The following is a 14,841-nucleotide window of genomic DNA, read 5'->3' on the forward strand; positions in this document are numbered from 1 at the left end:
TCCACCCCCTGGCTTTTCCTGCTGATGCCTACCTGGGCCTGGCCCGCTGCGGCGGTGGGCCTGGGCGTGCCGCTGCTGGCGCTGGCCATCGACTGGTGGCTGGGCGAGCCGTCGGCGCGCTGGCATCCGGTGGTGTGGATGGGCTCGGCCTTGCACCGGGGGGGCGAGTGGGTGGCCCCGCTACAGCCTGTGGCACGGGACTTTCGGCGTTTTTGGCTGGGGGCGCTAGTGTGGATTGCCCTGGCTGCTATTGTTTTGATAGTTTCCTGGTGGCTGCAGCATGCGGCCTTGATGCTGATGGCCTGGCTGGCCGTGATGATGCTGGCGTTTTTGCTCAAGCCCTTGCTGGCCTGGCGCATGCTGCACGACGAGGTGCTGGCGGTGGAGGTGGCGCTGGGCCAGTCGCTGCCCGCCGGGCGCGCGCAGCTGGCCCGGCTGGTGAGCCGTGACGTGAGCGCACTCACCGCCGTGCAGGTGCGCGAGTCGGCCATCGAGTCACTGGCCGAGAACCTGAATGATTCCGTGGTGGCGCCGCTGTTCTGGTTTGCGCTGCTGGGCCTGCCGGGGGCTGCGCTCTACCGCCTGGCCAATACGGCCGATGCCATGTGGGGTTACCCCGGTATGCGCAGCGGGCGCTACTGGCAATGGGCGGGCAAATGGGCGGCGCGGGCGGACGATGTGCTGTCTTGGGTGCCTGCCCGCATTACGGCCCTGTTGTTGGCCGTGGTGGCCAAGGGCCTGCCGTTTTCTGCCCTGGCCCGCCAGGCGCGCAAGACGCCATCCCCCAACAGCGGCTGGCCCATGGCGGCCATGGCGCTGGCGTTGAATGTGCGCCTGGCCAAGCCCGGTGTGTACACGCTGCACAGCAAGGGCCGCAGGGCGGGGCCGCTGGATACGCGGCGCGCTGCGCGCCTGGGCACGCAGGTGGTGCTGACCATGGTGCCCGTGGTGGCGTGCCTGCAGTTGCTGGTCCTGGTTGCAGTCGCTTGGGCGCACCCATGACCTCCCCGAGTTGTTTCTCCACGTCCGCACCATTGCATGGTGGCCCAGACGCGGCGGGCATCCCGCTGTTGGATTTCTCGACCAACAGCAATGCCTGTGGGCCATGCCCGGAGGCGCTGCACGCCGTGCAGGCGGCCGACGCCACGCGTTACCCAGACCCGGCCTACACGGCGCTGCGCGAAGCCCTGGGCACTTTCCATAGCGTGCCACCCGGCCGCATCGTGCTGGCGGCCAGTGCCAGCGAGTTCATCCACCGCATCACCGCGCTGGCAGCGCAGCAGGGCGCCGTGCAGGTGGCCGTGCCGCCGCACAGCTATGGCGACTACGCGCAGGCCGCGCAGGTCCGTGGGCTGGAGGTGGTGCGGGGCGTTAGAGCGGCTGCAGGTTTGCAGTGGGCGTGTGGGCCGTCCAGTCCGCTGGGCCTGGAGGATCCCCGCCTGCACGCCTGGCGGCAGGGGGATGTGGATGCCGTATGGCGTGTGCTCGACTGCGCGTATGTCCCCCTGCGGCTGGACCCGGAGGGCACATGGACGGGCGCGCCGTCGCAGCGCACGCCCTCGGCGTGCTGGCAGCTCTGGACCCCCAACAAGGCCCTGGGGCTTACCGGCGTGCGCGCCGCCTATGCCATTGCTCCGCCGGACTGCGAGGACCAGGCGCTTGCGCTCACAGCCCTGGCGCCATCCTGGCCTGTGGGTGCCCATGGCGTGGCCCTGCTGCAGGCGTGGATGCAAGCCTCCGTGCAACATTGGCTGGTGCACAGCCTGCGCACGCTGAGCGATTGGAAGGCGCGTCAGCTGGCCTTGTGCACCGACCTGGGCTGGGCCGTGCACGCGGGCAGCCTGGCCAACTACTTCTGTGCGCAGCCTGCCACCTCCACATTGCAGAGCGACCTGGCGGCGCTGCGCGCCAGCGGCATCAAGCTGCGCGACGCCACATCGTTCGGCCTGCCCGGCACCGTGCGCCTGGGGGTGCTGGCGCCCGCTGCGCAAGACGCGCTGCGGGCCGCATGGCAGGCCATCTTGGGAAATTCGGGTCGTACCATCCCGAGCTGCGTTTCAACCGGTTCAGGGGAGACCTCGTGAGAACCATCACCGTCAATCGCTACGTCACGCCGCTGTGTGAAGGTGGCTCCATGCCTGCCATCGTCGAAGGCGACGATCTGGGCACCTACGTGCTCAAGTTCCGCGGCGCAGGGCAGGGTGTGCGCGCACTGCTGGCCGAGATGATCGCGGGCGGCATCGCCCGTGCGCTGGGCCTGCCCGTGCCCGAGATCGTGCTGGCCCAGCTCGACCCCGCCCTGGCGCAGACCGAGCCCGACCCCGAGATCCAGGACCTAGTGCGCGCCAGTGGTGGCCTGAACGTGGGGCTGGATTACCTGTCGGGCGCGCTCAACTTCGACCCGGCGGTGGATGTGGTGTCCGATGACTTCGCGTCGCGCCTGGTGTGGTTTGACGCCCTGGTGGGCAATGTGGACCGCACCGCGCGCAACACCAACCTGCTGATGTGGCACCGCCAGCCCTGGCTCATCGATCATGGCGCGGCGCTGACTTTTCACCATGCGTGGAACGGCACGGTGGCGCAGCCCGCCAAGCCCTTCGCGCCGATTGCCGACCATGTGCTGCTGGCCCGGGCCACGCTGCTCGCGCAGGTGGATGCCGAGCTGGCTGCGCGCCTCAAGCCCGAGGTGGTTGCAGGCATCCTGGCGGAGGTGCCCGACGAGTTTTTGTTGCTGGCCGGTGCAGACCACGAAGAAGGTCTGCTGACTGCCGCCGCCACCCACCGCCAGGCCTATGTGGACTACTTCTGCGCCCGCCTGGCCGGGCGCGCCACCTGGGTGAATGCGTTGAAGGAGGCTGTCGATGCACGCGCCTGAGGTGTATGACTACGCCATCGTGCGCGTGGTGCCGCGCGTGGAGCGCGAGGAATTCATCAACGCGGGCGTGATCCTGTCGTGCCAGCGCACCGGCTTTTTGCAGGCATCGATTGCGCTGGACGAGGCCCGCCTGCTGGCCATAGACCCGCACGCGGATATCGACACCGTGCGCCGCCACCTGGCCGCCATTGTGGCCATCTGCGCGGGCGACGAAGGCTGCGGCCCCATTGCCCGCCTGCCGTACCGCCAGCGCTTTCACTGGCTCACCGCCAAGCGCAGCGCCATCATCCAGACCTCGCCCGTGCACACGGGCCGCTGCACCGATGCGGCAGCAGCGCTTGAACACATCATGGACCGCATGGTCCGCCCACTGCCGTGACTTCGACCACATCCTCCCCACTGGCCCGCTGCGTGATGGTGCTCGGCACCACCAGCGGCGCAGGCAAAAGCTGGCTTACCACCGCGCTGTGCCGCTACTACAGCAACCAGGGCCTCAAGGTGGCGCCGTTCAAGGCGCAGAACATGAGCAACAACGCGCGCGTGGTGCCGGGCCCTGCGGGCGTGATGGGCGAGATCGGCAGCGCCCAGTATTTCCAGGCCCTGGCTGCGCGTGCCGAGCCTGAGGTGCGCATGAACCCGCTGCTGCTCAAGCCCGAGGCCGACACGCACAGCCAGGTCGTGCTGATGGGACAGGTGAGCGCCGAACTCACGGCCATGCCCTGGCGCGGCCGCAGCGAAAAGGTGTGGCCGCAGATCGCTGCAGCCCTCGATGCACTGCGCGCCGAGAACGACGTGGTCGTGATCGAGGGCGCAGGCTCGCCCGCCGAAATCAACCTGCACGCCAGCGACATCGTCAACATGCGCGTGGCGCGCCATGCCAATGCACGCTGCCTGTTGGTGACCGACATCGACCGGGGCGGCGCGTTTGCGCACCTCTACGGCACCTGGGCGCTGCTGCCCGAGGAGGAACGCGCGCTCATCCACGGCTTTGTGCTCAACAAGTTTCGCGGCGATGCCAGCCTGCTGGCGCCCGCGCCGCAAATGCTGCAAGACCTCACGGGTGTGCCCACCGTGGCCACCATCCCCATGCAGTGGCGCCATGGCCTGCCCGAAGAAGACGGCGTGTTTGACGACCGCACCTTGTCCGCAGGCACCGTGCACACCACGGTAGCGGTGGTGGCCTACCCGCGCATCAGCAACCTGGACGAGTTCCAGCCGCTCAAGAACGTGCCCGGCGTGCGCCTGCTCTGGGTGCGCAGTCCGGCCGATCTGGCGGGGCTCAAGCCCACCGACTGGGCGGTGCTGCCCGGCTCCAAGTCCACCGCCGCTGACCTGGCCTGGCTGCGCGCGCAAGGGCTGGACCAGGCCATTGCCCAGCACGCGGGGCAAGGCGGCACCGTGCTGGGTGTGTGTGGTGGCCTGCAGATGCTGGGCGAGGCGCTGATCGACACCGCTGGCATCGACGGCAATGCGCCGGGCCTGGGCCTGCTGCCGCTGGTCACCACCTTTGAGGTCGCCAAGACCGTGCAACGCACCCAGGCGCAGTTTGGTGCGGTGTTGGGGGCCTGGGCCGCGCTGGCGAGTGTGGCCGCCACAGGCTACGAAATCCACCACGGCCAGACGGCCCAGCACCCGGCCATGGCTGCCAAGGGCGATGTGGCGCGCGAGGTCATCCCCGGCATCGCTTGGCAGAACCCGGCGGGCAATGTGCTGGGGGTGTACCTGCACGGCCTGTTCGAGGACGCTGCGGTGCTGCACGCGCTGTTTGGCGCGCAGGTGCCCACGCTGGACAGCGTGTTTGATGGCCTTGCGGGTTTTCTGGGCAGCAGCTTTACACCGGGCGTGCTGGATGCGCTGGTGGCGCGGTAGGGAACCGGCCACCGTGCGTCTCAACGCCTCACAGTCGTTCGCAGTGGCAGGCGAGGGTGGTGTACGGAAAGCGCACGGTGTCTTGTCCGCGCAGTGCGGGGTGCCGCTCTATCAAGGCCTCGATCTGCGCGCGCACTGCGGTGCGTTCGGCATCGGGGAGGGCCGCGATGAAACTGATCGACATGAAGCGGTCCACGATGACCTGCTGGGGTGGCCCCACGTGCTCGTGGGTCAGCCGGGTCTCGACCAATGGGCTGAAGCCGGGGTGGGGAAAGGGCTTGCGCCAGTCGCCCTTGTAGAAGCGCGGGGCATCGCCCTCGTAAGGCGTGATGATGGTGGTGAGCTCGGCCACCCAGTCCACCGACTCATCGCGCACGTTCCACACCAGCCCGAGCTTGCCGCCCGGGCGCAGCACGCGGTGAAATTCGTCCAGGGCATCGCGGGTGGCAAACCAGTGGAAGGCCTGCGCACAGACCACTGCATCCAGCTTGCCGGATGGCAGCGGAATGGCCTGCGCCGTGCCCGCCACGGCGCGCACCGTAGGCAGTTGCAGTGCATCGATCTTGGCCCGCATGGCGTCCACGGGCTCCACGCCCACCACCGTGGCCCCGGTGGTCGCAAGCAGGGCGGTGAACTTGCCAGTACCCGCACCCACATCGGCCACCTCGCGGCCGGGGCCCAGGCCCAAGGCCTGTGCCAGCCAGGCCGACAGCGCCGCCGGGTAGTCCGGCCTGCCGCGCGCATAGGCCTGTGCCTCTTTTTCAAAACCCTGCTGTGCCGCTTTGTGCACGGCGTTCCTTGTGTTTTCCATCACCATGACCTCACCTTTCGCAATTCCATCCGTTGCTGACCTGCATGATGCCGCGTTGGCCAACCGCCTGCAGCATGTCATTGACCACAAGACCAAGCCCCTGGGCTCGCTGGGCCTGCTGGAGCGCCTGGCGCTGCGCCTGGGCGTGATCCTGGGCACCGAATCCCCCGTACTGCATGCCCCCCAGATGCTGGTGTGCGCGGGCGACCATGGCCTGGCCGCGCGGGGGGTGTCGGCGTTCCCCAGCGACGTGACCTGGCAGATGGTGGAGAACTTTCTGGCGGGTGGCGCGGCCGTGAGCGTGCTGGCGCGCCAGCATGGCCTGGGCCTCACGGTGGTGGACTGTGGCGTGGCCAAGCCCATTGCTGCGCGCGATGCCGTACCCGGCCAGCCGCGCTTGTTGCTGCGCAAGGTGGCAGCCGGCACGCAGGATGCCTCCGTCGGCCCGGCCATGAGTGCCGAGCAATGCGCCCAGGCGCTGGCCAACGGGGTGGAGGTGGTGCGTGGGCTGCCGGGTAACGCCTTGCTGCTGGGCGAGATGGGCATTGCCAACACCTCGGTGGCATCGCTGCTGCTGGCGCGCCTGGCGGGGCTGCCGCTGGCCGAGGTGACGGGTGCGGGCACAGGGCTGGATGCTGCGGGCATCGAACGCAAGCGCGCTGTGCTGCAGCAGGCGCTGGACGCAAATGCCAGTGCCACCAGTCCGCTGGATGCTCTGGCCGCCTTAGGCGGCTACGAGGTGGCTACGTTGGTGGGCGCAGTGCTGCAGGCAGCAGCCGAGCGGCGCGTGATTGTGGTGGACGGCTTCATCACCAGCGCGGCCGTGCTGGTGGCCAGCCGCATCGCGCCGCAGGTGCTGCAGCGCTGCGTGTTCGCCCACCGCTCGGGCGAACGGGGCCACAGCCTGATGCTGGAGCAGATGCAGGCTGAGCCTCTGCTGGACCTGGGCTTGCGCCTGGGCGAAGGGTCGGGTGCGGCGCTGGCCTGGCCGTTGCTGCAATCGGCCTGCGCCGTGCTGCGCGAGATGGCAAGTTTTGAATCGGCCGGTGTGGCTACGCAGACAACCTGAACCTCAGTCCTGGAAGATGTTTCAGCCCACCACAGTGCGGTTGCGGCCTTCTTCCTTGGCGCGGTACAGCGCGGCGTCGGCGCGGGAGAGCATGGCGTCGAGGGTCTCCTGTGGCCCGGTCCAGCTGGTCAGCCCGATGCTCACCTCGCAGTCCAGCGGGTGGCCCGTGGCCAGTGTGGCGTGGATGCGCTGGGCCACGCCCAGGGCGGCCTGGGCGTCGGCTCCCGGCAGCAGCACTATAAATTCCTCGCCCCCATAGCGGCCCAGGCGGTCGGCGCGACGCAGCACCTGGCGGGTGCGCTCGGCAAAGTGCACAAGCACCGCATCGCCGTGCTGGTGGCCGCGTGTGTCGTTGACTGCTTTGAAGTTGTCCAGGTCCACCATCATGATGGACGGCCCGTTGCCGTAGCGCTGCGCGCGCTCCAGCTCGTCCTCACAGCGCTGCAGCAAGGCACGGCGGTTGAGGGCCTGGGTCAGCGAGTCGTAGGTGGCCAGGTGTTCCAGCTCGGTGCGCAAGCGGTCGGTGGCCATCAGCACCGCGCCGATGGACAGCATGAGCACGGTGAGCGCATAGGCACCGATGTACAGGGTCTGGAACAGCGATGGCTCCATCAGGTCGTTGCCTGCGTGCCCAGCCAGTATCGAAACCAGCCTGACGCCCAGCACCAGCATGTGCAGGCCCAGCATCACCTCCACCAGCCGCACGGGGAAGTTGCGCCCACCGTGGTGCAGCATGAAGCGCAGCTGCGCGGCATACAACGCCCCCATCACCACGGTGAAAAACCCCACCCGCACCGCATAGTTGGGCCACCCGTAGGTCAGCCAGGCAAACACGACCGTGGTGCCCGCCATCACCCAGTTCCAGGTGCGCCAGGTGGCGGGCTGGCCCATGAACTGTCGCGTGCCCATGTAGTAGGTGACCGAGCCCAGCACCAGCAGCTGATTGGCCAGCACCAGGCCCAGCCAGTCAGGGATGGCGCCGCGCGCGCCAAACAGCACGGTGGACAACAGCCACAGCAGTGGCGCCGCCGCCCAGCCCCCCACACCGCGAATGCTGGGCGGGTAGTGCCGCCGCATGAACAGCAGCACCATGGCCATGACGGCAGACATGAAGCCCGCCAGGGCGATCATGGAGCGCGGGTCGAGGTTCGTCATGCGGCAGGCAGGAGAAGGAGGAAGGACGCGCTGACGTAATAAATTGTTTCAGATGCGAAGCCAGTATAGCCACGCACCTGGCGGGCACAGCGCTGTTTCGGTGCATGGTTTGCCCGGGGTAGGGTTGGGGGCAGGACGGGTGTGGGCCGGTATGGGGCGGCAAGGTGCGCCTTGTTGGTGCATTTTGTATGCAAAGCACATAAAACATTGTGTACAAAGTTGGCATGGGCTTTGCGTAGGGCATACCCATGCAAAGCACCATCCCTGCGCCCACCCCCGCCGCCATTGAAATCATCGCGCTCACCAAGCGCTATGCCAGCGGCAAGCCCGCCGTGGATGCGATCAACCTGCGCATTGCCAGCGGCAGCTACTGCTGTTTGCTGGGGCCCTCGGGTTGCGGCAAGAGCACCACCTTGCGCATGATTGCGGGGCACGAGTCGGTGACCAGCGGCGACATCCTGCTGGAGAACCGCAACATCACTGATCTGCCCGCCGCCGCGCGGGGCACGGCCATGAGTTTCCAGAGCTTTGCGCTGTTCCCGCACCTCTCGGCACTCGATAACGTGGCCTTCAGCCTGAAGATGAAAGGCGTGGGCAAGGCCGAGCGCCAGGCCCAGGCGCGCGACCTGCTGGAGCGCGTGGCCCTGGGCCATCTGGCCGAGCGCAAACCCGCTGAACTCTCGGGCGGCCAGCAGCAGCGCGTGGCGCTGGCACGGGCCCTCATCACCCAGCCGCGCGTGCTGCTGCTCGACGAGCCACTGTCCGCGCTCGACCCCTTCCTGCGCATCCAGATGCGCGCCGAGCTGCGCCGATGGCAAAAGGAGCTGGGCCTGACCTTCATCCACGTCACCCACAGCCAGGAAGAAGCCATGGCCCTGGCCGACACCATGGTGGTGATGAACCACGGCGTGATCGAACAGGTGGGCAGCCCACACGAGGTCTACAACCGGCCTGCTAGCGAGTTTGTGGCGCGCTTCATGGGCGGCCACAACGTGATCGATACCCCCGAAGGCAAGGTGGGCGTGCGCACCGACCACCTGCAGATCGCCCCTACCCAGGCCGAGCTGCCCTGGAGTGCCCAGCACATGTTGGCCGTGGTGACCGATGTGGAATACCAAGGCACCTACGTGCTGGTGGGCCTGCAAAAGCAGGGCGTGGCCTTGTCGGCCAACGCCACGGCGGCCTATTCAGTGATGGTGTCAGAAGCCGCCTTTGCCGCGCACCCTTATCAAGTGGGGCAGGGCGTGCAACTGCACTGGACGCCCGACCAGGCGCACCCGTTGTCCGTGCCTGCTTCTGCCATGGCGCAAGCCGCCTGACCGTGTCGCCACGCAACCCCTTTTTCACCCGTCCCCTTCCGCAACCCAAGGAGTTTTCCCATGTCCGATGCTTTCCGTGCTGATTCCCCTGCTGTTGTCCCCGAAGCCGCTGGTGTGGCGCGCCGCTCGCTGCTCAAGGGCACAGCGGGCATCCTGGCCGCTGGCATGTTTCCGGCCGTGCATGCGCAGGAAAAAATCGTGCTGCGCTACCTGGGAACGGCCGTGAACCAGGACAAGGCGATTGCCGAGAAATTCAAGGCCGACACCGGCATCGAGATCCAGTACGTGGCCGTAACCACCGACGACGTGACCAAGCGCGCCGTCACGGCGCCCAACAGTTTTGACCTCATCGACACCGAATACTTCTCGCTCAAGAAGATCGTGCCCACCGGCAACCTGAAGGGCATTGACACCAAGCGCATCAAGAACGCCGACAAGATCACCACGCTGTTCACCACCGGTATGGTGGCCGGCAAGGCCGTAGGCGACCAGGGCACGGCGCCCAAGAAGGTGATCTACCTGGAGGGCGAGAAGTCCAAGAAGTTCGCCACCGCGCCCACGCAGTTCATGTCGCTGATTCCGACGACGTACAACGCCGACACGCTGGGCATACGCCCCGATTTGATCAAGCGCCCCGTCAACTCGTGGGCCGAGCTGCTCAACCCCGAGTTCAAGGGCAAGACCGCCATCCTGAACATCCCCTCCATCGGCATCATGGACGCTGCCATGGTGGTCGAGGCCATGGGCATCTACAAGTACCCCGACAAGGGCAACATGACCAAGAAGGAAATTGATCTCACGATCAAGACCCTGATCGAAGCCAAGAAACAAGGCCAGTTCCGCGCGCTGTGGAAGGACTTCAACGAGTCGGTGAACCTGATGGCTTCGGGCGAGGTGGTGATCCAGTCGATGTGGAGCCCTGCCGTCACCGCTGTGCGCACCAAGGGCATCGCCTGCAACTTCCAGCCGCTCAAGGAAGGCTACCGCGCCTGGGCCGCGGGCTTCGGCCTGCCGGCCACGCTGTCGGGCCGCAAGCTCGATGGCGCGTACGAGTTCATCAACTGGTTCCTGGACGGCTGGGCCGGTGCCTATCTGAACCGCCAGGGCTACTACAGCGCCGTGCTGGAGACCGCCAAGTCCAAGATGGAAGCCTACGAATGGGCCTACTGGATGGAAGGTAAGCCCGCCACGCAAGACATCAAGAGCCCGAACGGCGATGTGCTGGCCAAGGCCGGTGCGGTGCGCGACGGCGGCAGTTATGAGTCGCGCATGGGCGGCATTGCTTGCTGGAACGCGCTGATGGATGAGAACAACTACATGGTGCAGAAGTGGAATGAATTCGTCGCGGCATGAGGTAGGCACCCCCTGAGGCGCTGCGCGCCTTCCCCCTCTCTCGTCCCGCTGCGCGGGTCGGGAGGGGGACGCCCCCGGTGCGGCGGGGCGGCCCTTGCACGGGGGCACTGGCCTTAGGCAGCGCCAGTCTCAAGAGCAAGAGCCGAACAGTAGACCTTTGGATTCATTGATTGCAAACACCATGAGCATGACCACCACACCGTCCTTACCCGCTGCTGCCGTTCCTGGTCGCACCATAGCCGCCTGGTGGCAGGCAGCGCCATTCACGCTGGTGTTCGCGCTGTTCTTCCTCACTCCACTGACGCTGATCGTGATGGTCAGCTTCTGGGACTTCAATGAGTACGAGCTGTTGCCCGGGTTCACGTTCAAGAACTACGTGTCGATCTTCGCGGGCTGTGGCGATGCGTCGGAGGGCCTGTGTGTCACGCTCAAGACGTATTACTCCACGCTCAAGTTCAGTTTTCTGGTGTGGCTGATCACGCTGGTGATTGGCTTCACCGTGGCTTACTTTTTGGCTTTCCATGTGCGCTCATCGGGCATGCAGACGCTGCTGTTCGTGCTGTGCACCATCCCGTTCTGGACCTCGAATGTGATCCGCATGATCTCGTGGGTGCCGCTCTTGGGTCGCAACGGGCTGGTCAACCAGACTTTGATGGGCATGAACCTCATCGAGACGCCCATCGAGTGGCTGCTGTTCTCCGACTTCTCTGTGGTGCTCGCCTTTGTGCACCTGTACACCATGTTCATGATCGTGCCCATCTTCAACAGCATGATGCGCATTGACCGCAGCCTGATCGAAGCCGCCAGCGACAGTGGCGCGAGTGGCTGGCAGACGCTGTGGAACGTGATCGTGCCGCTGTCGCGCACCGGCATCATCATCGGCTCGATCTTTGTGATCACAATCGTCATGGGTGACTTCGTGACCATCGGCGTGATGGGCGGGCAGCAGATCGCCTCCATCGGCAAGATCATCCAGGTGCAGACGTCGTACCTGCAGTTCCCGCTGGCGGCGGCCAATGCCGTGATCTTGCTGGCCGTGGTGCTGATGATCATCTGGGGCCTCACGCGGCTCGTCGATATTCGCAAGGAGCTGTGAGATGACCACCCGCATCCGCGAAACCCGCCCGGCCAGCTTCTGGCCCTTGGCCATAGTCTTTGCGCTGTTCGTGCTGTTCATGTACGGGCCCATGTTCGTGATCTTCATCCTGAGCTTTCAGGGGCCGGAAGGCGGGCTCACCTTTCCGATGCGGGGCGTGTCGCTGCACTGGTTCGCCAAGCTGGCCGAAGGGCTGGGCGTGGTGGACATTGGCGCGGCGCTGTGGCGCTCGCTGGGCCTGGGCCTGGCGGTGATGCTGTGCACGGTGGTGCTGTCGGTGCTGGCGGGCCTGGCGTTTCGCAAGCGGCTGGCGGGGGGCAACACGCTGTTCTTCATCGTCGTGGCCAGCCTCATCATGCCGTCCATCATCGTGTCGCTGGGCATTGGGCTGGAGTTCCGGCTCATCGACAACGGCATCAAGGCGGTGCTCGAATGGCTGGGCATGGAAAGCGCGCTGGAGGGCTATGGCACCTCGCTGGGCCTGTTTACCTCTGCTCTGGGCGCACACCTCACATGGACGCTGCCGTTTGGCTTGCTCATCATGTTTGCGGTGTTCAACCGCTTCAACCCTGCGTACGAAGAGGCTGCACGCGACCTGGGCGCCACACCCTGGCAGGGCTTTGCGCATGTGGTGCTGCCGCTGATTGCGCCCTCGGTGGTGGGTATCGGCATGTTTGGCTTCACGCTCAGCTGGGACGAGATCGCCCGCACCTCGCAGGCCATTGGCGATGTGAACACGCTGCCGCTGGAGCTGCAGGGGCTGACCAGCACGGTGACCACGCCGTCCATCTATGCGCTAGGCACACTCACCACCGTGGTGTCGTTCGTCGTGATGGGCATCACGCTGGCGCTGGTGTGGGCACTGGGCCGCAGGCGCAAGGGCCATTCGGGGTAAAAACGGCACCCTTATGACCACCACCCTCCCCAAGCCCCGGCGCGCGCGCGCTGCGGTCACCGAAGCGCCCGTGCAGCCCGACATGACCGGCCAGCTCAGCGACAACGACATGTACGACCGCATGGTGTCGGCCATCCTCGATCACCGGCTGCCGCCCGGCACCAAACTGGTGGAGGACAAGCTGGCGGCTGCCTTTGGCGTGTCGCGCACGCGGGTGCGGCCTGTGCTGGTGCGGCTGGCCAACGAGCAGGTCGTCACGCTCACGCCCAACCGGGGCGCATCCATTGCCCAGCCCACGCCGCAAGAGGCGCTGGAAGTCTTTGAAGCCCGCCGCCTGCTGGAGCCGCGCCTGGTGGAGCTGTTCATCGCCAACGCCACCGACGCTGACATCGCCGCGCTGCGCACCTGCATCGACGACGAAGAGGCCGCCCGCGCCAGTGGCGACATGCGCCGTGCCATCCGCCTGTCGGGCGACTTTCACCTGCACATCGCGCAGGCAGCAGGGCACCAGACGTTGGGGCGCATCCTGCGCGAGCTGGTGTCGCGCACCTCGCTCATCCTGATGACCTACAGCCCCAGCCATGCCCAAACCCGCGAAGAGGCCACGGCCTGCGGCTGCCGCGAGCACCGGGCACTGATCGACGCGATTCGCCTGCGCGATGCGCGCGAGGCGCCCCGGCTGATGCTGGCCCACCTGGCGCGCATCGAATCGCAGCTGGAGTTCACGCCCCCTGCGGCGGAGGCCCCTGATTTGGCACAGTTGCTCGGCGGGGCCTGACTCGCTTTCCAAAGCCTTCCTCCATGCGCCAACTGCTCGTCATCAACCCCAATATGTCGGCCCATGTCAGTACCTTGCTGCAGCGGCATGTGCAGGGGGCTGTGGGCTCGCATGTGGCGGTGCGCACGGCCACGGCCCGCTTTGGCGCACCGTACATCGCGTGTGAGGCGAGCTACGCCGTGGCGGCCCACGCAGCGCTCGATGTGTGGGCGCACGAGATCGCACAGCCACACGCCCCGCCCGACGCGGTGCTGATCGGCTGCTTTGGCGACCCTGGCCTGATGGCGCTGCGCGAGAGCAGCCCCGTGCCCGTCACCGGCCTGGCCGAAGCGTCATTCATCGAAGCCGCGCGCCACGGCCGCTTTGCCATCGTCACCGGCGGCGAGCGCTGGGGCCCCATGCTGCAGCGCCTGGCCCAGGCGCTGGGCCACGCCCACGCACTGGCAGGCATCCAGACCGTGGCCCCCACCGGCGCGCAACTGGCGGCTGACCCCGAAGCGGCCCGCTCGCTGCTGGCCCAGGCCTGCAGAGACGTGGTGCGGCAGATGGGAGTGCAAGCGGTGATTTTGGGCGGGGCGGGGCTGGCAGGCATGGCTGCCGCTGTGCAGCCGCAAGTGTCGGTGCCGGTGATCGACAGCGTGGTGGCCGGTGCCACCTGGGCGCTGCGCGCGCACCCCGTGCCGCCGGAGCGCAAGGTGGCAGGGTTTGATGTGGCGTGGGTGGGGGTGTCGCAGGAGATGGCGGCGCTGGGCACCCCCTGCGTGGCCTGACCCGGCCTGGAGGGCCGACGGTTGCGCAAGGGTTCGGAGTCTCTGCCAGAGCGCAGTTTTCGAGTGTTTTTGGCCGGATGCGCTAGAAAAATATGCGTCAAATGCTATGAATTTTGAAGCGCAGTGCGTTCTGTGCGTTCTGTGCGTTCTGTGCGTTCTGTGCGTTCTGTGCGTTCTGTGCGTTCTGTGCGTTCTGTGCGTTCAGGGCGTTCAGGGCGCCAGCGTCTTCGGCCGGTAGTCGCAATACTCGCTCACCACGCATTCCCAGCAGCGCGGCTTGCGCGCCTGGCACACATAGCGGCCTAGCAGGATCAGCCAGTGGTGCGAGTCCACCGCATAGGCGGCGGGCACGCGCTTCATCAGCTGCAGCTCCACGGCCAGCGGGTTCTTGCCCGGTGCCAGGCCTGTGCGGTTGCTCACGCGGAATATGTGCGTGTCCACCGCCATCGTGGGCTGGCCAAAGGCCACGTTCAGCACCACATTCGCCGTCTTGCGGCCCACGCCGGGCAGGGCCTCCAGCGCTTCGCGCGTGCGGGGCACCACGCTGCCGTGCTGCTCCACCAGGATGCGGCAGGTCTCCATCAGGTTCTTGGCCTTGGTGCGGTACAGGCCGATGGTCTTGATGTAGCCCTCCAGCCCCTCCAGACCCAGGTCCAGGATGGCCTGGGGCGTGCCCGCCACCGGGAACAGCTTGCGCGTGGCCTTGTTCACGCCCACGTCGGTGGCCTGAGCCGACAGCAGCACGGCGGCGAGTAGTTCGAACGGCGTGGTGTATTCCAGCTCCGTGTTGGGCAGGGGGTTGGCCGCCTTGAGGGTGGCGAAGAAGGGCTCGATCTGGGCGGTTTTCATCA

General features: G+C 66.7%; 15 protein-coding genes. 12 read left to right on the forward strand and 3 right to left on the reverse strand.

Translation table 11 applies throughout. The features are described from left to right. Positions 1–24 precede the first annotated feature (24 nt). From cbiB to C8C99_RS05090, 5 genes are read left to right on the forward strand one after another with little or no spacing between them, the layout of a single operon-like run. Complete coding sequence (gene cbiB, locus C8C99_RS05070; protein WP_056638470.1) at positions 25–1,002, forward strand: adenosylcobinamide-phosphate synthase CbiB; 978 nt, start codon at positions 25–27, stop codon at positions 1,000–1,002. Beyond that, a complete protein-coding gene (locus C8C99_RS05075) occupies positions 999–2,084 on the forward strand; it encodes an aminotransferase class I/II-fold pyridoxal phosphate-dependent enzyme (RefSeq protein ID WP_233247159.1) in 1,086 nt (361 codons plus the stop codon). Before cbiB ends, C8C99_RS05075 begins: the two co-directional genes overlap by 4 nt. Next, the gene (locus C8C99_RS05080; RefSeq protein WP_108625133.1) at positions 2,081–2,875 is read left to right on the forward strand and encodes a HipA family kinase; all 795 of its coding nucleotides are present in this window, start codon (positions 2,081–2,083) and stop codon (positions 2,873–2,875) included. The genes C8C99_RS05075 and C8C99_RS05080 overlap by 4 nt, the downstream gene beginning before the upstream one ends. Continuing rightward, positions 2,862–3,254, forward strand: coding sequence for a DUF3037 domain-containing protein (locus tag C8C99_RS05085; protein ID WP_108625134.1), 393 nt, complete (start codon positions 2,862–2,864; stop codon positions 3,252–3,254). The genes C8C99_RS05080 and C8C99_RS05085 overlap by 14 nt, the downstream gene beginning before the upstream one ends. A gap of 35 nt (positions 3,255–3,289) precedes the next feature. Next, entirely contained in the window at positions 3,290–4,744 is a 1,455-nt protein-coding gene (locus C8C99_RS05090) for a cobyric acid synthase (RefSeq protein WP_108625135.1), read from the forward strand. A 28-nt stretch (positions 4,745–4,772) separates the two neighbouring features. Here C8C99_RS05090 and C8C99_RS05095 read toward each other — a convergent pair whose 3' ends face one another. Beyond that, complete coding sequence (locus C8C99_RS05095) at positions 4,773–5,561, reverse strand: class I SAM-dependent methyltransferase (RefSeq protein WP_108625136.1); 789 nt, start codon at positions 5,559–5,561, stop codon at positions 4,773–4,775. Between C8C99_RS05095 and cobT the strand changes: the two genes are divergently transcribed. Beyond that, complete coding sequence (gene cobT, locus C8C99_RS05100; RefSeq protein ID WP_108625137.1) at positions 5,560–6,624, forward strand: nicotinate-nucleotide--dimethylbenzimidazole phosphoribosyltransferase; 1,065 nt, start codon at positions 5,560–5,562, stop codon at positions 6,622–6,624. The genes C8C99_RS05095 and cobT overlap by 2 nt on opposite strands. A gap of 21 nt (positions 6,625–6,645) precedes the next feature. On the opposite strand, the gene C8C99_RS05105 is transcribed toward cobT, so the two are convergent. Beyond that, on the reverse strand, positions 6,646–7,779 hold the full coding sequence (locus C8C99_RS05105) for a GGDEF domain-containing protein (protein WP_233247160.1): 1,134 nt from the start codon (positions 7,777–7,779) through the stop codon (positions 6,646–6,648). Between the two features lie 248 nt (positions 7,780–8,027). On the opposite strand from C8C99_RS05105, the gene C8C99_RS05110 reads away from it, so the two are divergent. From C8C99_RS05110 to C8C99_RS05135, 6 genes are all read left to right on the forward strand, one after another. Next, positions 8,028–9,098, forward strand: coding sequence for an ABC transporter ATP-binding protein (locus C8C99_RS05110; protein WP_108625138.1), 1,071 nt, complete (start codon positions 8,028–8,030; stop codon positions 9,096–9,098). A gap of 60 nt (positions 9,099–9,158) precedes the next feature. Then, positions 9,159–10,451: a PotD/PotF family extracellular solute-binding protein gene (locus tag C8C99_RS05115; RefSeq protein WP_108625139.1), complete on the forward strand. Its 1,293-nt coding sequence runs from the start codon at positions 9,159–9,161 to the stop codon at positions 10,449–10,451. Between the two features lie 181 nt (positions 10,452–10,632). Then, complete coding sequence (locus C8C99_RS05120) at positions 10,633–11,547, forward strand: ABC transporter permease (protein WP_108625140.1); 915 nt, start codon at positions 10,633–10,635, stop codon at positions 11,545–11,547. Between the two features lies 1 nt (position 11,548). Then, on the forward strand, positions 11,549–12,442 hold the full coding sequence (locus tag C8C99_RS05125) for an ABC transporter permease (RefSeq protein ID WP_108625141.1): 894 nt from the start codon (positions 11,549–11,551) through the stop codon (positions 12,440–12,442). 13 nt (positions 12,443–12,455) lie between these two features. Further along, positions 12,456–13,220 (forward strand): GntR family transcriptional regulator, encoded by a 765-nt coding sequence (locus C8C99_RS05130; RefSeq protein WP_108625142.1) that lies wholly within the window; start codon positions 12,456–12,458, stop codon positions 13,218–13,220. A gap of 23 nt (positions 13,221–13,243) precedes the next feature. Further along, entirely contained in the window at positions 13,244–13,990 is a 747-nt protein-coding gene (locus tag C8C99_RS05135) for an aspartate/glutamate racemase family protein (RefSeq protein ID WP_108625143.1), read from the forward strand. A 210-nt stretch (positions 13,991–14,200) separates the two neighbouring features. Here the strand turns inward: C8C99_RS05135 and nth are convergent, their stop codons facing one another. Further along, positions 14,201–14,839 (reverse strand): endonuclease III, encoded by a 639-nt coding sequence (gene nth / locus C8C99_RS05145; protein WP_108627047.1) that lies wholly within the window; start codon positions 14,837–14,839, stop codon positions 14,201–14,203. Between the last annotated feature and the right edge of the window lie 2 nt (positions 14,840–14,841).

Origin of the sequence: Acidovorax sp. 107 (assembly GCF_003058055.1) — a bacterium.
Taxonomy (GTDB): Bacteria; Pseudomonadota; Gammaproteobacteria; order Burkholderiales; family Burkholderiaceae_C; genus Acidovorax.